Origin of the sequence: Desulfosporosinus paludis, from assembly GCF_045689965.1 — a bacterium.
GTDB classification, from domain to species: domain Bacteria; phylum Bacillota; class Desulfitobacteriia; order Desulfitobacteriales; family Desulfitobacteriaceae; genus Desulfosporosinus; species Desulfosporosinus paludis.
The window spans coordinates 37,735-52,762 of the sequence record NZ_CP144211.1; the positions used below are offsets into that span (position 1 = coordinate 37,735).

14 protein-coding genes and 3 pseudogenes are annotated in these 15,028 nt (G+C 38.5%); 15 read left to right on the forward strand and 2 right to left on the reverse strand.

Going from position 1 to position 15,028, the window contains the following annotated elements; all coding sequences use genetic code 11:
* Window position 1 precedes the first annotated feature (1 nt).
* The 11 genes and pseudogenes from VZF35_RS00155 (at window position 2) to VZF35_RS00205 (ending at window position 7,916) form a co-directional block, all read left to right on the forward strand.
* Window positions 2-1,471 carry an ATP-binding protein gene (locus tag VZF35_RS00155; RefSeq protein ID WP_407309867.1) on the forward strand — a complete coding sequence of 490 codons (1,470 nt, stop codon included), beginning with the start codon at window positions 2-4 and terminating at the stop codon, window positions 1,469-1,471.
* A 273-nt stretch (window positions 1,472-1,744) separates the two neighbouring features.
* Window positions 1,745-2,578 carry a hypothetical protein gene (locus VZF35_RS00160; RefSeq protein ID WP_407309869.1) on the forward strand — a complete coding sequence of 278 codons (834 nt, stop codon included), beginning with the start codon at window positions 1,745-1,747 and terminating at the stop codon, window positions 2,576-2,578.
* A gap of 14 nt (window positions 2,579-2,592) precedes the next feature.
* The gene (locus VZF35_RS00165; RefSeq protein ID WP_407309871.1) at window positions 2,593-4,104 is read left to right on the forward strand and encodes an alpha/beta hydrolase-fold protein; all 1,512 of its coding nucleotides are present in this window, start codon (window positions 2,593-2,595) and stop codon (window positions 4,102-4,104) included.
* 863 nt (window positions 4,105-4,967) lie between these two features.
* On the forward strand, window positions 4,968-5,336 hold the full coding sequence (locus tag VZF35_RS00170; protein ID WP_407309873.1) for a hypothetical protein: 369 nt from the start codon (window positions 4,968-4,970) through the stop codon (window positions 5,334-5,336).
* A gap of 47 nt (window positions 5,337-5,383) precedes the next feature.
* Window positions 5,384-5,545, forward strand: coding sequence for a hypothetical protein (locus tag VZF35_RS00175; protein ID WP_407309875.1), 162 nt, complete (start codon window positions 5,384-5,386; stop codon window positions 5,543-5,545).
* A 209-nt stretch (window positions 5,546-5,754) separates the two neighbouring features.
* Window positions 5,755-5,850 (forward strand): annotated as a pseudogene (locus VZF35_RS00180) (DNA polymerase IV); the annotation flags it as partial.
* A 191-nt stretch (window positions 5,851-6,041) separates the two neighbouring features.
* Window positions 6,042-6,353 (forward strand): zinc-ribbon domain containing protein, encoded by a 312-nt coding sequence (locus VZF35_RS00185; RefSeq protein WP_407309877.1) that lies wholly within the window; start codon window positions 6,042-6,044, stop codon window positions 6,351-6,353.
* A gap of 152 nt (window positions 6,354-6,505) precedes the next feature.
* Window positions 6,506-6,751: a recombinase family protein gene (locus VZF35_RS00190; RefSeq protein WP_407309878.1), complete on the forward strand. Its 246-nt coding sequence runs from the start codon at window positions 6,506-6,508 to the stop codon at window positions 6,749-6,751.
* Between the two features lie 19 nt (window positions 6,752-6,770).
* Window positions 6,771-7,136, forward strand: a complete 366-nt coding sequence (locus tag VZF35_RS00195) for a recombinase family protein (RefSeq protein WP_407309880.1) — start codon at window positions 6,771-6,773, stop codon at window positions 7,134-7,136.
* Window positions 7,137-7,165: 29 nt separating this feature from the next.
* The gene (locus tag VZF35_RS00200) at window positions 7,166-7,375 is read left to right on the forward strand and encodes a recombinase zinc beta ribbon domain-containing protein (RefSeq protein ID WP_407309882.1); all 210 of its coding nucleotides are present in this window, start codon (window positions 7,166-7,168) and stop codon (window positions 7,373-7,375) included.
* A gap of 179 nt (window positions 7,376-7,554) precedes the next feature.
* Window positions 7,555-7,916: pseudogene (locus VZF35_RS00205) on the forward strand (hypothetical protein).
* Between the two features lie 482 nt (window positions 7,917-8,398).
* On the opposite strand, the pseudogene VZF35_RS00210 reads toward VZF35_RS00205, so the two are convergent.
* Together VZF35_RS00210 and VZF35_RS00215 are read right to left on the reverse strand one after the other, a co-directional pair.
* Window positions 8,399-9,132: pseudogene (locus tag VZF35_RS00210) on the reverse strand (MerR family transcriptional regulator).
* A gap of 207 nt (window positions 9,133-9,339) precedes the next feature.
* Window positions 9,340-10,329: a phosphotransferase enzyme family protein gene (locus tag VZF35_RS00215; RefSeq protein WP_407309884.1), complete on the reverse strand. Its 990-nt coding sequence runs from the start codon at window positions 10,327-10,329 to the stop codon at window positions 9,340-9,342.
* A 760-nt stretch (window positions 10,330-11,089) separates the two neighbouring features.
* Here VZF35_RS00215 and VZF35_RS00220 point away from each other — a divergent pair.
* The 4 genes from VZF35_RS00220 (at window position 11,090) to VZF35_RS00235 (ending at window position 14,919) form a co-directional block, all read left to right on the forward strand.
* Complete coding sequence (locus tag VZF35_RS00220) at window positions 11,090-12,664, forward strand: diguanylate cyclase (RefSeq protein ID WP_407309886.1); 1,575 nt, start codon at window positions 11,090-11,092, stop codon at window positions 12,662-12,664.
* 134 nt (window positions 12,665-12,798) lie between these two features.
* On the forward strand, window positions 12,799-13,092 hold the full coding sequence (locus VZF35_RS00225) for a hypothetical protein (protein ID WP_407309888.1): 294 nt from the start codon (window positions 12,799-12,801) through the stop codon (window positions 13,090-13,092).
* Window positions 13,093-13,831: 739 nt separating this feature from the next.
* Window positions 13,832-14,284: a DinB family protein gene (locus VZF35_RS00230; RefSeq protein WP_407309890.1), complete on the forward strand. Its 453-nt coding sequence runs from the start codon at window positions 13,832-13,834 to the stop codon at window positions 14,282-14,284.
* A gap of 35 nt (window positions 14,285-14,319) precedes the next feature.
* Complete coding sequence (locus VZF35_RS00235; RefSeq protein ID WP_407314856.1) at window positions 14,320-14,919, forward strand: hypothetical protein; 600 nt, start codon at window positions 14,320-14,322, stop codon at window positions 14,917-14,919.
* Window positions 14,920-15,028: the final 109 nt, after the last annotated feature.

The following is a 15,028-nucleotide window of genomic DNA, read 5'->3' on the forward strand; positions in this document are numbered from 1 at the left end:
TATGAAAGAAAAAAAGAAGTTAAATCTAAGTAAGCTGCAGCTAAAATGGAAGATTTTCGGCTTCTTACTCGGCTTCTGCGCACTGCTTCTTGTAATCCTCTGGCTATTTCAAACCATTCTATTAGATTCCTTCTATCGTGAGATTAAGGTCATGGAAATCAAAAGTGACGCAAGCATGATTCAAAATAACATCAATAACGCAAAGATCATGCAGCTAATTACGAGATTATCTCAAAGCAGCGCTGAATCTATTGACGTTATGACTTTGGATGGGAATGCCTTATATACAACAGATACACTAGGTAATTATAAAGGGCATCAAGGACCGGAGCAAAACAAAATGGATTTGGTTCTCCAGGCAAAGAATCATAACAATGTGTATTTGCAATATACGTCGATCCATCCTCAACATTCTTCTGATCAAAAAGATGGGTTTGTGGGTAAAATGCCGCTGGGTAACGGAAAACCTGACAAAACCCTTGATTATGTAAAAATAGTCAAAACATCTTCGGGTGAATCCGTCGCCATTGTTATGAGTTCGATAATTTCTCCAGTAAACTCAACGGTAACTACTTTGCAGTATCAGCTTTGGGTTATTACCGGCATTATGGTGATTCTCGCTGTATTTCTTGCATTTCTTATTGCCCGACATGTTTCGAGGCCTATTGAGGAGATCAATAAAAGCGCCAAGATGCTGGCGAACGGAAATTGCGATACTCATTTTTCCGGCAAGGGTTTTCGTGAGATCGTTGAGCTTTCTGATACATTAAATATTACAGCGACTGAACTTTCCAAAGTTGAATCCCTTCGTCGTGAACTAATGGCTAACATTTCTCACGACTTGCGAACTCCTTTAAGTCTAATTTATAGCTACGCAGAAATGATGCACGATTTTCCTGATGAAATAACACCAGAGCAAACCCAAACCATCATGGATGAAACTCAAAGACTTTCTACGTTAGTCAACGACGTGCTTGATATTTCTAAGTTTGAAACGGGAATACAGGAGTTGAACACTTCAGCCTTTAATCTTACTCAAAGTTTAAAGGCAACGATCGAGCGTACCACTGAACTCGTAAAAAGAGACGGCTATAATATTTCATTTATTTATGATGAAGAAGTAATCGTTAATGCCGATGAGGTAAAGTTAACCCAAGCGTTTTACAATTTCTTAATCAATGCGATCAATTACACTGGAAAAGACAAACGTATTGTCGTTAAACAAGCGATTGATATTGACCGCGTTAAGATAGAAGTTATTGATACTGGTGATGGGATTTTACTTGAAAATCTACCGCATATCTGGGATAGGTACTATAAAGAAGACAATCATCATAAACGTTCAATTACCGGTACTGGTCTGGGATTATCAATTGCTAAGAAAATCATTGAATTGCACGGCGGCCTTTATGGTGTGGAATCGCAGGTTGGTAAAGGAAGCACTTTCTGGTTTAGTTTAACGATTCAATAACGGGATATAAGCAAAGCACAGGTATTAAATCGTTTCGGATTGATACTTGTGCTTTCATTTATGTGTTCATTTAAAATTCTGCTAAAGTTCACCTGATGTTCAGATAGCATACATTGTTCCTACAGATTCATCGTTCATAATAGCATTATTCAAAGCAAAAAAATTAAATAACGTCAAACAAGAAAGGAAGAAAGCATGAATATGAGTAAACCCTTATCAAACACATTGACTTCAGCGCAGTATGACCTAAATAAGGTTCCAGGAGTTACAGTCATGTTTTGGATTATTAAACTGTTGTCCACTTTTATGGGTGAGGCAGCATCCGATTTTCTGTCAAGTCTGGGTGAGCAACATGGGGCACCGCCTCAGGGAATGGATCATGCTGCTGGTTCTCTAGCGAATATAGGCTTCCACCCAAACTTTGCAATGAGCAATGGACCAGGAGGCCCTCAGTCAGGTATGTCAATATCCTTTACTCCATTCATGGGAATCATGTGCGCGGTTTTAATCATAACGATGATACTGCAGATCAGATCAAAACGTTATGTACCATGGAAATATTGGTTAAATGTTGCAGCAGTAGCTGTTTTTGGTACAGCTGCAGCGGATGCTGTGCATTTGGGCTCTTTGATGATTACATCTGCTGTATTTGCGGCAATCTTGGCAATTGTCCTAATAACTTGGTATGTTACGGAAAAAACTCTGAATGTACATAATATCAACACACTCCGTCGTGAAATTTTTTACTGGGCAACAGTACTTGCCACCTTTATGCTTGGGACTGCTCTGGGTGATTTTACCGCTTGGAGCCTCCAATTAGGAACTCTGGTATCCGGATTCATGTTTATCGGCTTGATAGCTGTTCCGGCTATAGCCTATAAATGGTTTGGCATGAATGAAGTATTTGCTTTCTGGTTCGCCTATATCATTACAAGACCGCTTGGAGCCTCCTTTGCAGATTGGTTGGCACACGACCGTGGGCTTGGAACGGGTCCGGTAAGTCTGGCAGCAACAATAATCATTCTTGCTCTCGTAGCTTATGTTTCATTTAGCACCAAAAAGGAAAAGGAAATTATATATAAACCTGAACCTGAGTTTGTAAAGTAAATGAACTGAAATGCTTGGAGCTATGTACGGTTGCTCCAATTGGTAGTACAAACTTCATCGGGAAGCAGCCTATAAGGAGCAACCGTAGTTTTCTAATACATAACAATCAAGACTTAAATGTTAAGGATACGAAGGAAAAAATTCGAATGAAAAAGAGAAGATTATCAATCTTAGTGGTATTTCTAATGCTTATAATGTTAATGAGCTCGTTAGCAGGATGTGGGAGCGTAAATGTTAAAACAAATGCAATAGACTCGAGTAATTCAAAGCATATAAAAAGTATCACAGCGATCACAGAAGTATTTGGAAACGGGCAAAAAGTGTCAGCTGTGGCAGTCGAATATGACCAAAATATTGACAATTCAAAGCTTAAGATTTCAGACTACTCAGTCGAAGGGAAAACAATAACTAAGGTGTATGCCAATACTGAGGCGGCAAAGGCATCCCAAGGTGTGAACGGAAAGTATGTAATTATTGAGCTTTCAACGGCTATTTCGCCTGATACAGGGAACGGGCCCGGTAATGGCCCAGCCAATGGAGCCAGTGACGGCCAGAATGGCAATGCCCAGCAGGGTGCTTCTCAGGGTGCCAACCCGCCCTCGGGCGGAGGTCCCAGCTTGGGCTCCGCGGCAACCGATTCAGCCGAAAGCAAACCTTTGACTGTTAATGTGATCCAGAGCGGCGACATCACAACGGCGGATGGGCAAACCTATAAAGCGGATGCCAGCGTTATGACGAACAGCAAGGACATCAACCTGGTGATGGAGGACTTTAAGCAGCTCGTTTACACGGATCCGAACTATAATAATGAAAAATTAATGTATAACCTATATGTGCCGAAGAATTACGACCCGTCCAAGAAGTATCCGTTGGTGCTGTTCATGCATGATGCCGGCGTTGTCAGCAACAACCCCATAAGTACGCTAACACAAGGCTTAGGTGCTGTCATCTGGGCTACTCCCTTGGAACAGGCAAAGCATGAATGCTTTGTACTTGCACCCCAGTACACCAGCGTTATCGCCGATGACAATTCTCAGACCTCCGAACCAATGGACATCACAGTGGATCTGGTCAAAGATCTGGAGAAGCAATATAGCATCGACCCCAACCGACTCTATAACACCGGCCAATCGATGGGCGGCATGACTTCCATCGCGATGGACATTAAGTATCCGGATATGTTTGCAGCATCGTTGCTGGTCGCCTGTCAATGGGATGCGACTAAGGTAACCCCGATGGCAAAAGACAACTTGTGGATCATCGTTTCCGAGGGTGATAACAAGGCTTACCCAGGCATGGATGCCATAACCGAAGCCTTGAAGAAGCAGGGAGCTACCGTTAGTAAGGCGACTTGGTCTGCGCAATCAAGTACGGCAGAATTCGCAACTGATGTGAGCAATATGCTTGCTAAGGACTGCAACATTAATTATACGGTATTCAAGAATGGTAATCATAGGTATACCTGGCAGTATGCTTATACAATTGAGGGTGTGCGGGACTGGCTGTTCAAACAGGTGAAAAAGTAATCACCAAAAGATCAATTCCCTGTACCTACGGCAGCATGGCGGAAAAGGCACGAAAAATTAAGGTACCGTTGAGTACGGAAAAATAAAATTATATAGTCATATTACCGTGACCAAGTCACCTTAACACGTTAAAAGAGCTATGTAAACGGTAAGTATTTGAAATCACTTGGCTGTATATGGCTGGAATACTCTTCTCTAACTAGCAAAAATGAGGTAGAGTTGTGTAATGGACCATTAGAATGCAAGTTAAGCAATTCACGAGCTATTTCAGCTATGAGGCTAATGGCGGTAATATCAGCAAGAGAGTATACTTAAGCTAATGAGTGATTGGAGGTAGTTACTATGGGAGATAAAAGTCCTAAGAACAAGGAAAAAAAGAAGAAGAAGGCTGAGAAAAAGGTTATTGCTCCGATATCTTCTTCATTAGACTCAGCGAACAAGCCCAAATAACATATTGATGTTGAGAATTATGTTGAAGAACCTTTCTATTTCATTGCTTGAATTTGGTAAAGAAATAACCATTTTGCCCATAAGGGTCATGGGTGTTAATAGCTAATAAATCCAGCTTTATAGCTGGACCTTTTTTGACTCCCTATAGGTCTTTAAGTTGTTAAACGGAAGAAGATGGGGAAAAGAAAGCCAAATAAATTTTGGAGATTATAAGAATAAAAGGATAATTATTTCGGTTTCTAAAACAACAATTCTTATTGTGATCATAAATTAATCATGTTATAATAAACAAGTCGACAAGTCAACTGAATTTATTTTTTTAAATTAATGAACAACTTGACTGGCGGGAATCAAAAGCAGAATCCCAATGTCTGTTGTTTTTTTGTTGGCTCCACTATGAGAGGAGTTAAAATATGAGTGATAGAATTTCCACGAGTAGTGAAAATAAAACAATGGAGATTCCCAGGTTAATAATCGAGAGACACCTAAAAAGAAAATTACTAGAAACCGAGATTCTGCACCATCTTAACGAGGTTAATGATGACAATAGAACCGCAAATCTTGCTGTGTTCATCGATAGCGCTCATCACAAGAAATTCCATGAAACCAAAAGGAAGTCTCTCTATGTCCCTGAAGTAGGACGTACAAAAAAAACAATACAAGCAAATATGTTGGAGAAATACGGGATAGTGTTTTATGGGCCGTTATTTACTGACGAAAGAGAAAAAATGCTAAAACGAATGGCAGAACGTACAAAAAAGGAACTAGGATTAATAAGTTAAAACAAGAAGGGGGCGGAGCAAAACCATAGTTTCGTTACGTCCCATCAGTGAGTGTTTTTGTAGAACTTTTTCTTAATGCTAAGAAAAGGGTATCCAAAATGTCAGTAAGGGCTGTTGAAATTAATGACCCAATTGTTCAAACGATTTTCGAAGTTTATGCTTCAATGGAGCTCAAAACGGATGAGTTTAATAGCTTCGAAAATCATTGATACGGGAATGGTCTCAAGCCTTGGGAAACGTGGACTCTTACAAAAGAGTTATTAACTGCTTCCGGATAGTAATCTTTGTCGGAACTAGTTAATAACTCTTCGTTATTTGTAACTTCGCACAACTCAATGCAATTATGTGGAGAATGCATTAACTTTACACAGAACATATATTTGCATATAATTAATGCAAACGTTCTGCGCAAAGGGTGATGAGCCAACAAATTATATTTCATATCGATGTGAATTCTGCGTATTTGTCCTGGGGGGCAGTTTACAGGCTTCAACATGGTGACCCGTTAGATCTTTTAAAATTTTGTTGATATTTCCAATTGTATTAATTAAATTTGACATATACATATTCCCCGATTATACTTAAATTAATGCTCGTTAAAACTTGTGGGATTTAAGCAAACCTTCCCTATTGCCTAAGGCTCCGGGAAAAGTTGGTGAACTTGCCATGTAGCACGGGTAATATATTTAGTGGAGGTTTTTTATAATGTTTAATGACAAAATTCTTAATTGCAAAGACTGTGGTCGGGATTTCGAATTTTCAGCGTCTGAGCAAGAGTTCTATGCTGAAAAAGGGTTTACTAATGAACCTGGACGTTGCCCAGAGTGCCGTGCTGCGAAAAAAGCACAAAACAGAAATCAAGGCGGTGGCGGCGGATATGGTCGTCAACAACGCGAAATGTTCCCAGCCATCTGTGCTACTTGTGGAAAAGAAACAACTGTTCCTTTCCAACCTTCTGGTGACAAACCAGTTTACTGCCGTGAGTGCTATCAACCACGTTCACGCAGCAATTGGTAGACCGTTAAACGCAGAAACCCTCCTAGGCTTAAATGCTTGGGTGGGTTTTTTCTTTATACAAGGGATGAAGGTATTATTTTTCAAAGCAGAAATAGGACCGAGATAAGTTGCTATCTAGGCCTGATGTTTTACATTATTAACCAATAGAATTAGTGGATAGCGGTGAACTTCAAACACTCATAGTTAAAGACCTCTCAAGAATTGGCAGGTATAATGCCAAAACCCTTTTCTTTATGGAAGAGCTTGAGGACAAAGGGGTTAAGATCCATTTATCAAGCGGAAACATGGATGAAAACTTTCGTGAAATCCAGACGTGGTTTAATGAACTTTATGTCAAGGATATCAGCAAGAAAACGAAAGCTGCTCTGAGAACTAAACAGAAAAAATGGAGAGGTTAATGTCACGCATTTTGGATATATGAAAGATCCTGCTGATAAAACTAAATGCATCATTGATGAAGAAGCCGCTGAAACAGTGCGGCTTCTTTTTCGCCTTTATGCGGAAGGAAATGGACTTAACAAAATCGCCAAATACATGAATGAGCATCATGTAGAAACACCAGCTATAAGGAAAGAAAAATTGTATGGATATGGTTGGATAAAGGAGTGGGATTTTAAACATCTTTGGTATAGTGACACGGTTAAACGGATTCTGAAGGGCGATGTGTATATAGGGACAATTCGAAGGGGGGTAACTAGAAGAAACAAAATTAATGGTAAGAAAATCATAAAGGTAGCACCTGAGAGCAAATTGTACATGAAGGGCTCATTCCAGCAATTATAGATAAGACTGAATTTGAAGCTGTCAATGCCATGTTTGTTAAAAGGGTAGAGAACGGGGTAAGGGCTAAAAGCAAATCAATTTATAAGCATACCGGCCTTTTGAAATGTGGAGAATGCGGGAAAAACCTTGTTACTATTGACTCAGTCAGTAAGAGTGGTAGAAAATTGTTTTATGTATGTACTACCTATAATAAATACGGCAAGGCGTACTGTTCTAGGCGTATCCTTGCTATATCCTAAGTTTTGGCCTTGAAATCTGTCATTACTGGCAAAACTTTTGCGGCAGTTTGGGCCGGCAGAATACACAGGGAGAAACTAAATAAAAATAAGGAGGGAACTGCCGGGATTACCGCGAATGTATATCGGATATGGAGGATATTTTAGATCATGGAGGCTCAGCTTCCGGAAGGGATAGTAGGATGTCGAAGAAATATATTATGTTAAGACCTGAAGAAGAGGCTGCAGCGAAAGCGGAATCAACCCTCAAAGAGATGATTTGCTTCGGGAAAATTCCAGGAATTACCGCTTTCCGAATGTGGAGGCCAATGCTGAAAATCAAGACAAATTGCAGAAGCTGGTAGATGAATACAGCGCCCTGATTGGGCAGGAAGAGAACAAGGACCTGGATCTGAAGACATTCTTTGCAGGGAAACAAATCGACATTGAGCATGTGGATGAATTTGAGGAGCCACGAGATGTATTCATCCTGCTGATCTATTTCAAAGAGGTCTGCAAGCTTAAAGATTTTGAGCCAGTAGCCGTTATTGAGACATTTGCCTAGCAGTACTTTAGCCTCAACCACAGTCAACCCATTGATTTCATTGGAATCTAAGCACTTGTAAATTAGACGGATTAGGAGTAACCCTTGATGACCTTGAAGGATGTATTGTCTCTTCTGAACAAGTAATACCCTTTTCAAAACTTTTAAACGATAGAAAAGGTGGTGACTTAGAAGAATTAGTAAGACCTTTCAATAATAATTTTCCGGATTCTAAAGATAAAACATTTGAACTTGTAGCATGTTATGAAGAAGAAAGGATACTTACTGAATTTTGTGATAGGTTTTTTGATTATTTTGGTAAGTTTCTTATAGGTTATGTCATTGAGAATATAAATGAATTATTTCCACAAATAAAAATCAAGTAAGATTCCATATATTTAACTTTATTGATGGGATTTCTAGTGGGTTATATCCAAAGGCAGGTAGCTATAGTGTTTTACTAGTCCTACTTATAACGATCTAATTAACTCATATAGATCCCTTCAGCCAGGTGATGCTGTTGTAAAATCCGAGTAGTAACTTAGCCCAGTTTGCTGATTTTCAAGCATATTCCTATGGAATTCATCCTGTAAAAAGAATTTTGTTTGATTAACAAATGATTTTGCGTCTATCGTTGTGCCGTGATTATTAAGAAACTTTAGATGTGCATCTATCAGGCTATGCAATCTTTTGTCTGTTACTGCCCAATGGTTTTTTAAAGCATCAGACATATGGTTGAGAAATGCTTAGCCTCCGTTGATTTTGCATTTAGATCATCAACCGGAATATCCTTTGCCAACAAATCGACACCATATTTATTTTTGAGATATTCATTTTGCTCTGAAAGTGCATTTTCCCATTCATCCCGGTTAAGACCTTCAAACATAGCGTTTTTATCCATGGTTTCTCCTTTCTTGGTGAGGGCTATCGACTTTTCTATAGTTTTTAACACACAGTCGAGTCGCTGCCTGCGCGCAATTAGCAGTTCATACTGATTAGTTAAACACAATAGACGGGCCGGTTCGTCCTCAAGTGCCTTCTCAATATCTTTGAGGGAGAAATCAAGTTCACGGTAGAATAGTATTTGTTGCAACCGTTCTAATTCATTTGTGCTATAAAGACGATAGCCAGCATCACTAATCTCACAGGGTTCAAGTAATCCGATTTTGTGATAATGATAGAGAGCTTTTACTGTTACCCCTGTTAGATTTGCAACTTCATTTACTGTATATAGCATTATTTCTCACCTCAAGAAAATCATAAAGGCTTACCTAAGGTAGGAGTCAAGAGTTTTTTAATATATTTTTAGTTGCAAATCGCCATGCTAAGAGCACTATGAGGAGTTTGAGGATACACCAAATCCAAAATCCCAAATCGGCGGTATTCCTGGACACAATAACAGAAGGTGAATAGGCAGCCGGGAGTGTGGGAGGAGGGTGGTGAACTATTGCAAAAAAGGAGCCTTGTAGTTCTCAAATGCCTGGATTGCACGCCCTGTGATTTTCTCTGCGAGTTCTCGCGTTTTCGATAATCCATTTACTACTTCAAGAAGCTTCTTTCGCCCCATACAAAAAGACCAACAATCAAAAATTATTGGTCGAGCCAGTATTGCGCCAAAAAGCCGAGTGCGTTCGTCTGAATTAAGATTGATATACTTACGGTAGCCAGCTACAACGGCATCGATATATTGTAGATCTTCCCTCCAGCCAGAAACCCATAGGAGAAAGCCCAAAGACCAGATCCGTGGCCCTTGCCCAGCACCAGCCCAATCCACAACCGCCCAATTGCCAACGTCAATTTTAATCATGTTCGCCGGAACAAAGTCTGGATGGATAAACGCCTGTGGCATATCGCAACAGTCATCGATCTGTTTCAGCTCGTTGAGTAATGATTCAAAGAGCGATCGTTGCTCTTTTGGTACGCTTTGCTCCGAGTCTATGAGTAATTTAAGCGCTGCATCTATCTCTTCACGTGGTCCCCCTTGAACGGCGAGATGGTGCCATGCTCCACCCTTCCGTGCCATAGCTTCTGAAGAAGCGGGTAATGTATTTAGATGACCGAGTAAGATTGCAGCAAAATAGAAGGCTTTTGCGGTTCCCTTCGGTTTAGTTCCTTGGACGAAATTAGTTACAAGGACTGGTTGTTCTTCATGCATGAATACTGCATCGGGGTGGGCACAGCGTTCTGCTGGATAGTTTTGCTGCTCTAAGAAACGAAGTATCTCGGCATCGCCTCGAACTCTTTCAAGGGGCATTTCTTTGCTGTACAACCGAGCGACCCAGCTTGGTCCGTCGTTCCGGTCAGCGCGAAAAACTCCCAGATCAAGTTCTACTAATTGGGCTACATGAATACCATAAAGACTTTCAAGGTGTGAAGTAAGGCTTTCTTTCCCTAAACGTGTGTTCATCCTTTTACTGAACTCATCAATACTCATCTATATTACGTCCTTTCAAATACTACCAATATTAACAGAAACGTATTAGTTAAGTGCTATTTTAATAATATCCAACATTAGAGGGGAATATTTGGGCGACATCTTCTATGAAAAATTACCTGAAGGAGCGGTAAGGGTTTGGGTTCAGTACCGGAAGGGTTTTTAAGATATAGTAAAGATGTCGTAGTCTATAACAATTTGGCAGGAAAAGTAATGGGTATTATCAAATATCTATCTTTGATTTATATTCATTTACAAGTAGTCTAGGAAACGATATCTATTATGATCATGTACACTTTACAGAAGAAGTAAGGGCAGTACAAGCCGCTTTTATTTCCGGATGTTTATTTAGTATTGGATAAGAAAGTAGATGCATCTTGACTCCGATACCGATCGTATCTTGATTCCCAATTGACACCTCATCGATAACAAATCCCCTCACCAACTTGCGCCTTGCTAAGTTCAAGAAGAAATAGCGGGTGTAAAATGTATAATTACTAAACTAGGCTCCCCTTGTGACTGTTATCGATTTGGAAAACAACTAGATACTAAAAATTACAGGTTGTTCCATATTCATATGGACGGTCTGGCTTTTTAGTTTTTCCTGAAGAGAATGATAGTTTTTATGCAAGATCAGAAGGAATATTTGGAAATATGTTGAATGCTTGAAGAGAGTTATTAAGGTTATGTGCTAATTCTCTCTAACGGAGAGGGCAATTGTAAGGAGAAGGAGAACTTATTTGATCATGGGGATGAAATCTTGAATCACATAGCGGATATGTATTCCTTACTACTCTTTATTTCTACAATTATTGCAGTAGGATTATCAATATACTCGATAAAAAGTTCTCCCATGCCAGGTTCAAAATATTTCGCTATTTTATGTGGTTCTGTTGCAATATTTAGTTTTGGTTATGGGATGGAATTGCAAAGTGAATCATTAAAGGTTGCTCTGTTTTGGAACAAATTTCAATATCTATCGGGACCGTTTATTGGCCTATTTGCGTTTTTTTTGGCAGCAGATTATACAGGGAACAAAAAGCTACTTAAATCTAAAGCGAGAATCATTGTTTTATTATTAATACCATTTTCAATTACTATTATCAGATATACGAACGATTTCCATCATTTATATTATACTTCTGTGCTTTATACATCCAATGGATTTTTTAACATTTTAATTAAGAATAAAGGTCCGCTTTTTACTTACTATATGTTGTATTTATCCTTTATCATGATTTATTCTAGTGTGATTTATTTAAAGACTATTTTTAACTCATCCAGCATCAATCACGTGCCGATTTCAATTATGATTATAGCATCACTACTACCTTGGTTATCAATTTATATGAATATCAGCAATACTGCTCCATTTGGAATAGACTATAGTGCTATCCTTCTGTGTCCTTCTGCAATACTATATATGTTCGGAATTTTTAAGTTTCGAATGTTGAGAACAATTCCCATTGCAAGGAATACAGTTTTTCATCATTCTAAAGATGGGATAATTATTCTGGACTACAATGAAAATATTATTGATTATAACGAAGCGGCTGTTCTGATATTTGACCAGTTAACGGATAAATATTTGCATCAAAAAATTTACAATTTATTGCCTGAGCTAATGGAAAGGGGTACTTTAAGAGGCGAGAATGAATCCTTTGATTTTTCTTTTACAAAATCAGGAATTGAACATTACTATTCTTTAGAAAATATCCGACTTAATACTGAAAATGATTATACTTTGGGATGGATTTTCATAATAAGTGATATTACGAAACTGGTTAATAATCAAAAACGATTTGAAGTTTATGCGACAATTGATGATTTAACAAACATATATAATCGGAGATTCTTTATTGAACTATTTAATCAAGAAATAAATAGTGCGAAAAAAACAAAAGACCCCCTGTGTTTAATTATGTATGACATTGATTTCTTTAAAAATATCAATGATAAATATGGTCATCAAGCCGGTGATGAAATACTGAGATATGTTGTTGCCACAAGTAAAGCTTGTATTAGAGCGACTGATATAGTTGCTCGATATGGTGGTGATGAGTTTATGATATTACTCCCAGAGACCAAAATTGATGACGCTATAGCTCTAGCAGAAAGAATCCGTTCTCAATTGGAGATGGGGTATTGTATTTATGACAATCATAAAATTAATATAACGTCAAGCTTTGGTGTAACAGGCTTTGAAAATTACACAACCGATCTGTCTGTTGAAGTTCTCATTAACGAAGTTGATAAAACGTTATATCAAGGGAAATCTAGTGGTAGAAATAAAGTTACTTTTCGGTCATTAACGCAAGCAACTTCTGGAAGTTGACGAACGTTTCGGACGCTTAACCAGAAAGAGAGGATGACCCCTCAAACACTTTGTCATAAGTGATTGCGGGTTTCATGATGTTGTAATAGTACATCAATGGTGATACAATACGACCAAAATAAGGATGGGTAAACATGATATATATAGATGAGATAGCTTCAACGACATCGCAATCTATTGATTTTGTGAAAAAAGATTTACAAATAATGATAGCTAGAAAGCTTTTTGAAAATGCATACTTAGACCTAAGTACAAATGAGTTAATTATTAATTTACAAAATAGAGTAGAACCAGAGTTATTAGATGATGAATTTCAAGATGTGGACGAAGATGTGGAAACGGTTACATGTTCTGGTTGCGGTGCTTCAAACTCCAAGCAATACGGTGTAGCAAGCAGTTGTGAATATTGTGGTTCACCATTGAAATAGATTTTAGGGTACTGAATTAATTTTATGGGGCGGAAATTAAAGCAACACTTATTGTTATTTAAAAGTGTTGCTTTTTGTAAACATAAAATTACTTTTAACTTTTTCTCAGACCATGTTTAGAGTTGAGTGGACTGTGAACCTAAGAAAACTCAATAAAGTAACTCCTTCGCACGTGGAGACCGTGACGGGTTTAAGAAAACAGACACTCTGAAAGTCGCTATAACCAAACTAAGCCCCCCTTGAGACTGTTATTGATTTAAAAAACAGTAAGGGATTAGAATCTCCAGATTGTTCCGGATTTTTATGGACGGTCTGACTTTTTTGTATTTTAATGATTATTTCCACGATCTTAGAAGGAAATCGAGAAAGGCTGTGGAAATCAAAATTAATTTAATTATTCAATCTTTGGGTTATAAGCATGTTGAAGCATATCCAAGGAAGGGAGAACTTACAAGTGCCCAACACTATCACGGGCCTCTTTCCATGTATATGAAGGCTGGATTCTCATTGCATAAGACATTTAGCAATTATGATATTGTACGAAAGGAATTATAAGTATTCGTTCGAAAGATTCAGTACACTTCATAATTGGCAAATTACCCCCGCCCACCCAGTGCCCCGCTATTCTCAAGAACCCGCCTTAATAAAGCTTAGCTGGTGGTCAAGTAAGTTTAAGATTGATGTGGCTAAATTATCCCATAACATAAAGATTTAGATATTTAGATGTGAGGAGTAAAGAATGGAAAAGATAATTGAAAGGTTAAATTACTTAATCCAGGTACTTCCAATTAAAATAAACCAGTTTTCGGAAGAGGAATTTACAACAAAGCCAAATGGAAAGTGGTCAAAGAAAGAAATTCTTGGACATTTATGTGATTCAGCAACAAACAATCACCATAGATTTATCAGAGTTCAGTTTGAGGAGCAACCGTTTGTTATTGTGCCATATAAACAAAATGACTGGGTACTAATTCAGGACTATCAGAATATACCGTCTCATGAGGTTGTTGGACTTTGGATAGCTATAAATAGACAAATCGTTAGAGTTATTTCGAAGATTCCGGAAGAGAAATTATCATATCGATGTGATGTCGGCGATAATAAATTCTTTACTTTTTCAGAGCTTATTCAAGATTATTTGAGGCATATGGACCATCACTTGAATCAAATCTTTGGTACTTCTGAGTTATGAGAAGTTATGGAAAGAAGGTCATTAATTTGATAAAAATGCCATTCCAACCGCCTACAGATCATTACTGCGAGGATTTGGAACCAGTTGACCAGCAAATTTGTGGATTGCTTGCAAAGCGTAAAGAGCTTTCTGATAACAATCCAGGGTTTCCGAGTCTTGAGCTTATTTCAGCATGGAGCCAAAAGTTTGGACTTAACGAGGATTGGTTAAGAAGGATTTTTGCAGTATATATGCAAAGTGAGGATCTTTTTATACCACCAGAAGAACCAACGGGTTTTTTGAAATACGTTCCAATTTTAAAATCAGTAGAAATCGATAGTATGTCGTATACGGTAACGTTTATGAAGCAATATAACAATGCTAGCGTGGTGTTCGTTGAGACTGAAGTCAGTACATCAGAACCATTTGTTAGGCTAGGACATGCTAGCTTTGAATTATTTATCTCTCCGGAACATCATTGCAGGCAAAGTGGCGGATGTGGATCTGGTAAAGGAATGCAACATTCTTTCGTGGTGACACCACCTTTGCCAGATGATGTAACTGAAGTAGAGTTTCGTTTAAGCGTTAAACCACTTAATGGATATCCGGAATTTCATGAGGTGCTTTTTAAGGAAACAACCGTCACGATTAAGTAAGGCAGTTGGAGATAAAGTTCTTCTTACGGCTCTTTCTATACCCCACCGCCACTTGCGCCCTTGCTAAGTTCAAGAAGCCTATGTGGTCTTGCTGCTCCAAGTTTTCGCA

Coding starts and splice junctions, on each gene's coding strand:
- VZF35_RS00235 (WP_407314856.1), top strand. CDS start 14,320: ATGCCATTCCAACCGCCTACAGATCATTACTGCGAGGATTTGGAACCA.
- VZF35_RS00200 (WP_407309882.1), top strand. CDS start 7,166: ATGTTTGTTAAAAGGGTAGAGAACGGGGTAAGGGCTAAAAGCAAATCA.
- VZF35_RS00195 (WP_407309880.1), top strand. CDS start 6,771: ATGAAAGATCCTGCTGATAAAACTAAATGCATCATTGATGAAGAAGCC.
- VZF35_RS00185 (WP_407309877.1), top strand. CDS start 6,042: ATGTTTAATGACAAAATTCTTAATTGCAAAGACTGTGGTCGGGATTTC.
- VZF35_RS00230 (WP_407309890.1), top strand. CDS start 13,832: ATGGAAAAGATAATTGAAAGGTTAAATTACTTAATCCAGGTACTTCCA.
- VZF35_RS00225 (WP_407309888.1), top strand. CDS start 12,799: ATGATATATATAGATGAGATAGCTTCAACGACATCGCAATCTATTGAT.
- VZF35_RS00215 (WP_407309884.1), bottom strand. CDS start 10,329: ATGAGTATTGATGAGTTCAGTAAAAGGATGAACACACGTTTAGGGAAA.
- VZF35_RS00170 (WP_407309873.1), top strand. CDS start 4,968: ATGAGTGATAGAATTTCCACGAGTAGTGAAAATAAAACAATGGAGATT.
- VZF35_RS00160 (WP_407309869.1), top strand. CDS start 1,745: ATGTTTTGGATTATTAAACTGTTGTCCACTTTTATGGGTGAGGCAGCA.
- VZF35_RS00155 (WP_407309867.1), top strand. CDS start 2: ATGAAAGAAAAAAAGAAGTTAAATCTAAGTAAGCTGCAGCTAAAATGG.